Origin of the sequence: Bradyrhizobium sp. (assembly GCF_050014615.1) — a bacterium.
Taxonomy (GTDB): domain Bacteria; phylum Pseudomonadota; class Alphaproteobacteria; order Rhizobiales; family Xanthobacteraceae; genus Bradyrhizobium.
This window is the reverse complement of record NZ_JBEKCZ010000249.1, coordinates 1-7209: the sequence shown is the minus strand read 5'-3', so window position 1 is coordinate 7209 and position 7209 is coordinate 1. Positions and strand designations below refer to the sequence as shown.

Genomic DNA, 7209 nt, shown 5'->3' with positions numbered 1-7209 from the left:
AAATCGTCGAAGGCCTTTCGGAAATTGTCGCGCTTGCGCAAAATCGTGATCCACGACAACCCGGCCTGGAAACCGTCGAGGATCAGTTTTTCGTAAAGCGCGCGGTCGTCATATTCCGGCACACCCCATTCGGTGTCGTGATAGGCCATGTAAAACGGATCTTCGCCCGGCCAGGGACACCGTGTCAGGCCGTCGGCATGCAGGCGCGCCGACCTCGTCATGCCACGGTCTGCCTTGGTGGGGATCGCACGTCGTCCGGCTCGGCAAGCCGGATCGCAAGGCCGCCTGATGTCAGGGGAATCGCGGCGTCGAGCGCATCGGCGACGCGGTCGATCCGGATCAGCGCGAGACCGTTCCGGCCCGCGGCCGATCCCATGGTGCCGACCGATTTGTCGCCGGCGAGTATGGCGGCACCCGGTTCCGGCGCCGGGCCGTCAAGGATGATCCGGACCGTTCGCGTGCGCGCGGTGCCGCGGTGCTGCATCCGCGACACGACTTCCTGTCCGACATAGCAGCCCTTGTCGAAATCGACGCCGTGCAGCCGGTCCATGTTGGTCTCGTGCGGAAACGCATCACCATAGATGAAATCCAGCCCGCCGCGCGGCACGCCGGACGCAATGCGATGCGCGTCATAGGCGGTGCTGTCGACCATTTCGGCGCCGATCAGACCGGCGGCTTTTGGCGCGAGCTCATCGGGCACCAGAATCCGCCAGCCGAGGGCCGGGTTGCGTGGATCGACGAAGGCCAGATCGGGTTTCAGCGCGGGATCGCCGTCCCACGCCGCCAGCACGCCCAGACTATCCGACAGATTTTCGACAGTGACCTTGGCGCGCAGTTTGTAGAAGCCGAGCTTGTCGGCGAGACCTTGCGCGAGCGCCCGCGGACAGTCGATCAGGAAGCCGCCGCCATGGCCGGACGGCGCTTCGGTGATCAGAAAATCCGTCGTGATCTTGCCCTGCGGCGTCAGCAAGGCCCCGAACCGCCCCAGGCCCGGCCGCAGCAGCGTCACATCCGTGGTGACAAGACCATTGAGAAAGTCGCGGGCGTCGTGGCCGCTGACTTTGACCACGCCCCGGTCGGGCAGAAGCGCTGCTTTCATGCATAAATCTCGTGTGACATGCTGCAGCGGAACGTAAGCCGCCGGGTCACAAACGACAAGGCCCGCGCGAGGCACAAGCCGCGTCAAGGCGTAACAATCCCATCGTCATCACCCGCGAAATGTTCGTTCCGGACAGAACAGAAAGCGGGTGATCCAGTACGCCGCAGCGTTGATGCTCAAATGCGAAAGCTCTGGAATACTGGGTCGCCCGGTCATAGGCGAGCGGAAGCGACGCCGTCCTTCGGACGGCTATGCCGGGCGATAACCGTTTGCCTGATGCAAACTTACTGCTTCGCCAGCTGAATCGAAAACTCGCCGTTACGCACGCGCATGGGAAGACCTTCGACGAATTTCGCCACCGCGTCTTCGCCGTAGGTTCCGACCAGTTCGGCGAAAGCCGCAAACAGGCTGGCCTGCGCCAGGCAATCGCCATCGACGCCATCGTGTCGCGCCTCTGCCCAGGCCTCGTTGAGATAACTGAGGGCAGCCTGCTTCTGCTCGTGATCGGGCAGTGGGTCGCGGGCGGTTGCGAAGGACGCTGGATGGCTCATGGAACTCATCAGATGTGGGCGCGGGTCCAGGGCGGAGCGCGTCGAATGCGCGAGGTGTAGCATGCGGTGCCGCGCCGCCTAGGCCACTTCTTTAGGAAAGGTTAACGGCGCTCCCCAACATGAATCTGTTGTTCCGAAGTCGAATTCTGCAACACGGGAAAACGCTCTAATTGGCGTAGCGCGCGGTCAGATCCCGGGAAATCTTCGAGCCTTCGTCGATATATCTGCGGATCGCGACCGCGGCGGCAGGCGTGCAGGTGCGGTAGGTCTGCTGGAAGCCGTTATAGCCGCGGTTGAAGCCCGCGATCATGCGCGCCCGGCGATCGCCCGAGGGGGTTTCGGCATCGATCAGCGCCTGCATTTCGTTGCGCCATTTGCCGCCTTCATTGGTGCCGCAAATGCCCCGCAAATAGTGCAGGGTGCCGAGAATCTCGGCCAGCCGCTGCAGATCGCCGTCGAACGGCGCGGCCGCATCCTGGGCCCGCGCCGGGCCGTGAATGCACGCCGAGAAGAGAATGAGAGTGGCCAGAAAATACTTCGACATGAATGGGTCCGATATCGCCGTGATATGCCTTTTCAATGCGCTGGAAGCAAGGCGGACGACGGCAGATGAGGGCCCGCTGTCAGGCCCCGAGCAGGCGCCGGGCGGACCGGATGACGTCCTGCAGGCCGGCGGTGATGCTGAGCTCGCCAAGCGCGTCGGGGGCCAGCCACCTGAAATCATCGAGTTCGTCGTTCAGGACCGGCTCACCGGAGTTCCAACGCGCCGCGAATGACATGATCAGATAATGCCCGCTCCCCGTCGCTCCCGGCACCACCTCGCGCCATCCGGCGAGGTCGACGATTTCGATTTTCAAGCCGGTCTCCTCATCGACTTCGCGATGCAGGGCCGCGTGCAGGGTTTCGCCGAATTCGACCCGGCCGCCCGGCAGCGAATAAAGACCCTTGGCCGGCGATCGCGCGCGCCGGACCAGCAGGATTTTTCCATCGCGAAAGATCGCCGCGCTGACGGCAAGCTGGGGATGCGACGGGGTCGGTGAGACCGTCGGCATCAATGGGTCATGATGTAGTCGACATCGGCTTCGGCGCCCACGCCGTTGATGATGCCACCGGCCATCGCCACCAGCGGCTTGACCCAGATAGTGGCCTGTTCGGCCAGCGTGGCGCGGGTCTTGTCCTGCTGGGCTTCGCGCATCGCCGTGCTGACGGCGGTGAGGATCGAGGTCATGGCGGAGGTCAGTTTGTCGAATTCGGCGCGGATGCGGGCGTCGGCGGTTTCATAGGCCTCGATCGCGAGGTCGCGGGCCTTGAAATTCGAGGCCGTGAAATGTTCGCTGTAGGACAGTGGCTGCCATCCCAGAAAATCCTCCGCGCATTCCGGTATGTCCGGAATCATTTCAAGCAGCATAATGGCTTCATTAAAATGATTGAGATAGTCAGTGGCGAGGCCGGTGCGGGGATTGATATTGGCCGCTAGCAATTGGGCGGCGCGCGCCTCCTCCTTGGGGCCCGTTCCGGGGTCAGGTCGCGCGGGTTTGGCCGTTGATGTCATCTGCCGCAGTGTTGACGGTCGGGGTTAAAAGGTACTGAATAGATGCCTATTTTGGCTACAGAATGTGTGGACGCTTCGTAATCACCTCGCCGCCGGCGGCCTTGCGGCAGATGTTCGGCTATGCCGAGCAGCCGAATTTCCCGCCGCAGTTTAATATCGCGCCGACACAACCGATTCCGGTGGTCATCATCGAGAATGGTATCAGGCATTTTCACCTGATGCGCTGGGGCCTGCTGCCGGCCTGGGTCAAGGATCCCCGTAAATTTACGCTCCTGATCAATGCGCGTGCCGAGACGGTGCTGGAAAAGCCGGCCTTCAAGAACGCGATCAAGCGGCGCCGCTGCCTGATTCCGGCGGACGGCTATTATGAATGGCACAGCGCCGACCAGCGCAAGCGGCCTTATTTCATCCATCGCCGCGCGGGCGGTCCGGTCGCGCTCGCCGCGCTCGCGGAAACCTGGATCGGCCCCAACGGCGAGGAACTCGACACCGTGGCGATCGTCACGGCGCCGGCCAGTCCCGATCTTGCGGTGCTGCATCATCGCGTGCCCGTCACCATCTCGCCCGATGATTTCGAACGCTGGCTCGATTGCCGCGCGTACGACGCGCAGACGGTGATGGCGCTGCTGAGGGGACCCGACGAGGGCGAGTTCGCGTGGCATGAAGTCTCGACACGGGTCAACCGCGTCGCCAATGACGACGCGCAATTGATCCTGCCGATCACGGCGGAACAGATGGCGGCCGAGCAACCGAGGCCGGTGAAGAAGGCCGTGCCGAGGAAGCCGGCACCAGCGCCGCCTGATGACGGACAGGGAAGTTTGTTCTGACATTTGCGTCGCCACATCAGCCGACCACATCAACCGGTAACCGCGAGCAATTGTTTCAGCTTGAGCACGGCGCTGTCGGGTGTCGTGAGTACCGGCCGTCCCGACGCCTCGGCGACCAGTGCCGCCGCCGGCGCCATGCTGTATTGCGCCAGCGCGATGAGGTCGCAATCGCGCAAATCGCGTGACGCTTGCGCGACCAGGCGATCGTGTTCGGCGCGATCACCGCGATCCAGCGCCGCCAGCGCGCCTTCCGCCAGTTTCGGCACGATCTCGACCGAGCGGGGAAATTCCGGCGGCATCGACGCCAGCGTCGGCGGAAAGGTCGAGAGCAAACCGATCCGGTGACCGCGCGCGGCGGCCTGCTCGATCATCGCTTGATTGGGTTTGAGCACCGGCATCGGTGCTAGTTCGCGCACGACCGCCTCGATGCAGGGACCGAAGGCCGAGCATGTGAACAGGATCGCGTCGGCGCCGGTCGAGGCCGCGTAACGTCCGAGCGACAGGAAACGATCGGTCATCCCGGCCGTGAGGCGGCCCTCACGCGCGACGTCGGCCGACAGGCTGTCGTCGAGCAAATTCATCAGACTGGCGTCCGGCCACAGCCGGGCGAACGAGGCCTCGATCGGTACAATCGAATGTTTCAGGGCGTGGATGAGAGCGATGCGCATCTTGTTCAATCCGGTTGCAGTCCGTTGGGGTGTCAATGTCGTCGGCGCGCCTGCTGATTTCGGCTTACGGTGTCGGCTCGCGGCCATCGAGCCATTTGGCGTAGATGATGCGCTCCTGCTCGAAATAACCCAGCGACTGGTAGAATGTTTGCACCTGGCCGTTATCGGGGCGCACCATCAGCTGCAGCTTTTCGATGCCGCGCCGGCGCAGCCAGTGTTCCGCGGCCTCCATCACGACGCGGCCGTATCCTTGGTGACGACAATCGGGATCGACGGCGACGTAATAGACCCAGCCGCGATGGCCGTCATGTCCGACCAGAACCGAGGCGACGATGCCGCCGCCGTTACGCCCGGCCAGTACCGCGGCGTTCGGTTCCTTGCGCGCAAGTGCGATGTCGGCGGCGGGATCGTTCCAGGGCCGCGTCAAACCGCAGCGCCGCCACAGCGCAATCACCTCGGCGATGTCGGCGTCGTCGATCGGTGCGATCGTGAGCGCCGGGGCAAGGGCGGTCATTTCTGTTACAGCACCTTGCCGGGGTTCATGATCCCCAGGGGATCGAGCATCGCCTTGATGCCGCGCATCAGTTCGATCGCGACCTTGTCCTTGACGTCGGGCAGTTCGTCGCGCTTGAGCACGCCGATGCCGTGCTCGGCGGAAATCGATCCGCCCATTCGCAGCACGATCTCGAACACCACCGCGTTCACCGCATGCCATTGGCCAAGGAAATCCGCGGCGTTGGCGCCGATCGGCTGGCTGACATTGTAATGGATGTTGCCATCGCCGAGATGGCCGAACGGCACCGGCCGCGCGCCCGGGATCAGTTTTACAACCGCCGCGTTTGCTTGCGCGATGAAATCCGGCACTGCGGCGACCGGCACCGAAATGTCATGCTTGATCGAGCCGCCTTCGGGCTTCTGCGCCGCGGACATTTCGTCGCGCAGTTTCCAGAATGCGCTGCGCTGGCTTAGATTGGCCGCGATCACGGCGTCGTCGACGATGCCGTCCTCCAGTCCCTGCGCCAGGATCGATTCCAGCGTGGCGCGGGCGTCCTCGCGCGGGGACGACAATTCCATCAGCACATACCAGGGATGCTTGGAGCCTAAGGGATCGCGGATGTCGATGCCGTGACGCACGCTGAAATCGACCGCGATGTCGGCGAGCAATTCAAAGCTGGTGAGGCTGCCCGCGGCCTCGTTGCGCGAGATCGAGAGCAGCTTCAGCGCCAGCGCCGGCGACTTCAGCCCGATGAAGGCGGTTTCCACCGCGCGCGGTTTCGGAAACAGTTTTAGGGTTGCCGCGGTGATAATGCCGAGCGTGCCCTCGGCGCCGATGAACAAATTGCGCAGATCGTAGCCGGTATTGTCTTTCTTCAGCTTCGACAGGCCGTTGAGAATGCGCCCGTCGGCCAGCACCACTTCCAGCCCGAGCGCCATCTCGCGCGCCACGCCATAGGCCAGCGCGGCGGTGCCGCCGGCATTGGTGGAAAGATTGCCGCCGATGGTGCAGCTTCCCTCCGCGCCGAGCGATAGCGGAAACAGCCGGTCGGCTTCGGACGCCTTTTGCTGCGCGATCTGCAGCACCACGCCGGACTCGCAGGTCATGGTGTTGGAGGCGGTGTCGATGTCGCGGATCTTGTCCATCCGCCGCGTCGAGACCACGACCTCGCCATTATGCGGCGTCTGGCCGCCGACCAGGCCGGTATTGCCGCCCTGCGGCACCAGCGCGATCCGGTACTCGCTGGCGAGCTTGCAGATCGCGGCGACTTCCGCGGTCGAGCCTGGCCGCAGCACCAGCGGCGAGCGTCCGTGAAACAGGCCGCGCTCTTCGGTGACGTAGGGCGCGATGTCAGCGGTGTCGGTGACGGCGTATTTATCGCCGACGATGCTTCGAAAGCGCGCGATCAGTTCGGGTGGAAGCGGGGGGACGGCAGGCTGAACGATATTCATCTGGGTCTCTTGTTTTGCTTCTTGCTTGATTTAATCCCGCGCCATCGCGGCGCGGCGCAGCCGGTCATTGATCGCCTCGCCGAGCCCGTGCTGCGGAACCGGCATCACCGCGATGACGCGCGGTGCCCGCGCATCGAGCGCGCGAAGATAGCCGAAAAGATTGGCCGCGGCTTCAGCGAGATCGCCTCGCGCCGACAAATTCATCACCACAGTTGATGCGTCAACCCCCGGCACTGCATTGGGACCAAACGCCAGCAGCGCCTCGCCGGGCTCGATCCCAAAGGCATTGAGCCGCACGGGCTTATGCGGCGCATAATGCGAGGCCAGCATGCCCGGCGCCAGAGGCTGGCCGGTATCGTTGTCGGCATCCGCGGGCGGCTGCAGCAGGGCGCGGCCGAGCACGCGTTCGATCTCGCCGCGCGGCACTCCGCCGGGGCGCAGCAGCATCGGCGCCTCGAAGCATCCGACAATGGTGGACTCGACGCCGACCGCGACCGCGCCGCCGTCGATGATCAGGTCGATCCGCCCCGAGAGGTCGCTTTCGACGTGGGCCGCCGTGGTCGGC

Annotated in this window: 11 protein-coding genes; 1 reads left to right on the top strand and 10 read right to left on the bottom strand. The window is 64.1% G+C overall.

Going from position 1 to position 7209, the window contains the following annotated elements:
• From ABR948_RS26780 to ABR948_RS26755, 6 genes are all read right to left on the bottom strand, one after another.
• The coding region (locus tag ABR948_RS26780; protein WP_428123804.1) for a DNA-3-methyladenine glycosylase I at positions 1-221 on the bottom strand (221 nt) is incomplete at its 3' end.
• On the bottom strand, positions 218-1099 hold the full coding sequence (gene ygfZ / locus ABR948_RS26775; RefSeq protein WP_428123800.1) for a CAF17-like 4Fe-4S cluster assembly/insertion protein YgfZ: 882 nt from the start codon (positions 1097-1099) through the stop codon (positions 218-220). The genes ygfZ and ABR948_RS26780, both read right to left, overlap by 4 nt.
• A gap of 284 nt (positions 1100-1383) precedes the next feature.
• Complete coding sequence (locus ABR948_RS26770) at positions 1384-1650, bottom strand: hypothetical protein (protein WP_428123798.1); 267 nt, start codon at positions 1648-1650, stop codon at positions 1384-1386.
• Positions 1651-1816: 166 nt separating this feature from the next.
• The gene (locus ABR948_RS26765; RefSeq protein WP_428123795.1) at positions 1817-2194 is read right to left on the bottom strand and encodes a TIGR02301 family protein; all 378 of its coding nucleotides are present in this window, start codon (positions 2192-2194) and stop codon (positions 1817-1819) included.
• 79 nt (positions 2195-2273) lie between these two features.
• Positions 2274-2702, bottom strand: coding sequence for an NUDIX hydrolase (locus ABR948_RS26760; RefSeq protein WP_428123792.1), 429 nt, complete (start codon positions 2700-2702; stop codon positions 2274-2276).
• A complete protein-coding gene (locus ABR948_RS26755) occupies positions 2702-3202 on the bottom strand; it encodes a hypothetical protein (protein WP_428123790.1) in 501 nt (166 codons plus the stop codon). Before ABR948_RS26755 ends, ABR948_RS26760 begins: the two co-directional genes overlap by 1 nt.
• 62 nt (positions 3203-3264) lie before the next feature.
• Here ABR948_RS26755 and ABR948_RS26750 point away from each other — a divergent pair, with 62 nt between their 5' ends.
• Positions 3265-4029 (top strand): SOS response-associated peptidase, encoded by a 765-nt coding sequence (locus ABR948_RS26750; protein WP_428123787.1) that lies wholly within the window; start codon positions 3265-3267, stop codon positions 4027-4029.
• 29 nt (positions 4030-4058) lie between these two features.
• Here the strand turns inward: ABR948_RS26750 and ABR948_RS26745 are convergent, their stop codons facing one another.
• The 4 genes from ABR948_RS26745 to ABR948_RS26730 all read right to left on the bottom strand — a co-directional run.
• Positions 4059-4697, bottom strand: a complete 639-nt coding sequence (locus ABR948_RS26745) for an aspartate/glutamate racemase family protein (RefSeq protein ID WP_428123784.1) — start codon at positions 4695-4697, stop codon at positions 4059-4061.
• Positions 4698-4761: 64 nt separating this feature from the next.
• Positions 4762-5211 carry a GNAT family acetyltransferase gene (locus ABR948_RS26740; protein WP_428123782.1) on the bottom strand — a complete coding sequence of 150 codons (450 nt, stop codon included), beginning with the start codon at positions 5209-5211 and terminating at the stop codon, positions 4762-4764.
• Between the two features lie 5 nt (positions 5212-5216).
• Entirely contained in the window at positions 5217-6644 is a 1428-nt protein-coding gene (locus tag ABR948_RS26735) for an FAD-binding oxidoreductase (protein WP_428123779.1), read from the bottom strand.
• Positions 6645-6674: 30 nt separating this feature from the next.
• The coding region (locus tag ABR948_RS26730; protein ID WP_428123777.1) for an L-threonylcarbamoyladenylate synthase at positions 6675-7209 on the bottom strand (535 nt) is incomplete at its 5' end.

Coding starts and splice junctions, on each gene's coding strand:
- ABR948_RS26750 (WP_428123787.1), top strand. CDS start 3,265: ATGTGTGGACGCTTCGTAATCACCTCGCCGCCGGCGGCCTTGCGGCAG.
- ABR948_RS26770 (WP_428123798.1), bottom strand. CDS start 1,650: ATGAGCCATCCAGCGTCCTTCGCAACCGCCCGCGACCCACTGCCCGAT.
- ABR948_RS26760 (WP_428123792.1), bottom strand. CDS start 2,702: ATGCCGACGGTCTCACCGACCCCGTCGCATCCCCAGCTTGCCGTCAGC.
- ABR948_RS26745 (WP_428123784.1), bottom strand. CDS start 4,697: ATGCGCATCGCTCTCATCCACGCCCTGAAACATTCGATTGTACCGATC.
- ABR948_RS26740 (WP_428123782.1), bottom strand. CDS start 5,211: ATGACCGCCCTTGCCCCGGCGCTCACGATCGCACCGATCGACGACGCC.
- ABR948_RS26755 (WP_428123790.1), bottom strand. CDS start 3,202: ATGACATCAACGGCCAAACCCGCGCGACCTGACCCCGGAACGGGCCCC.
- ygfZ (WP_428123800.1), bottom strand. CDS start 1,099: ATGAAAGCAGCGCTTCTGCCCGACCGGGGCGTGGTCAAAGTCAGCGGC.
- ABR948_RS26735 (WP_428123779.1), bottom strand. CDS start 6,644: ATGAATATCGTTCAGCCTGCCGTCCCCCCGCTTCCACCCGAACTGATC.
- ABR948_RS26765 (WP_428123795.1), bottom strand. CDS start 2,194: ATGTCGAAGTATTTTCTGGCCACTCTCATTCTCTTCTCGGCGTGCATT.